Origin of the sequence: Streptomyces sp. JJ38 (assembly GCF_019303475.1) — a bacterium.
In the GTDB taxonomy this organism is placed as follows: Bacteria; Actinomycetota; Actinomycetes; order Streptomycetales; family Streptomycetaceae; genus Streptomyces.
This window is the reverse complement of the sequence record NZ_JABLSI010000092.1, coordinates 4048-4897: the sequence shown is the minus strand read 5'-3', so window position 1 is coordinate 4897 and position 850 is coordinate 4048. Positions and strand designations below refer to the sequence as shown.

1 protein-coding gene (cut by a window edge) is annotated in these 850 nt (G+C 66.9%); it reads left to right on the top strand.

What is annotated here, in order from left to right; all coding sequences use genetic code 11:
- Positions 1-850, top strand: part of the annotated coding region (locus tag HPT28_RS26300) for an acyltransferase domain-containing protein (protein WP_219094463.1) (this coding region is incomplete at its 5' end). Its footprint extends 449 nt past the window's final position; 850 of its 1299 annotated nt are in view.

Sequence of the window (850 nt, the reverse complement as noted above, 5' to 3'; positions counted from 1 at the left end):
CCGGCCGTGATCGAGGGCACCGCCACCGGCGGGAAGATCGTGTTCGTCTACCCCGGACAAGGCTCGCAATGGCCCGGCATGGCCACCGGCCTCCTCGACACCCACCCCGCCTTCACCGACGCCATCGACGCCTGCGCCGAAGCCCTCGCACCCTTCACCGACTGGGACCTACGCCACGCCCTCACCACCACCGACCCCACCACACTCAACCGCACCGACATCGTCCAACCCGCCCTCTGGGCCATGATGATCGCCCTCACCCGCACCTGGCAGCACCACGGCATCCACCCCCACGCCGTCATCGGCCACTCCCAAGGCGAAATCACCGCCGCCCACATCGCCGGAGCCCTCACCCTCCACGACTCCGCCCGCATCATCGCCCTCCGCTCCCACACCCTCCACCACCACGCCCCACCCGGCGGCATGCTCTCCCTCAACCTCAACCCCCACAACACCCAACAACTCATCCACCCCTACAACGACCTCCACATCGCCGCCCACAACTCCCCCACCACCACCATCATCGCCGGCAACCCCCACCAACTCGACGACCTCCAACACCACTGCACACGTCACCACATCCGCCACCACCGCATCCCCGTCACCTACGCCTCCCACACCCCCCACATCACCACCCTCCACAACAGGCTCACCGAACAACTCGCACCCATCAACCCCCTCACGCCAACCATCCCCTTCCACTCCACCCTCACCACCCAACCCATCGACAGCTCAACCCCCCTCAACGCCGACTACTGGTACCAAAACCTCCGCCACCCCGTCCGCTTCCACCACACCCTCACCACCCTCACCACCACCGGACACACCCACTACCTCGAACCCAGCCCCC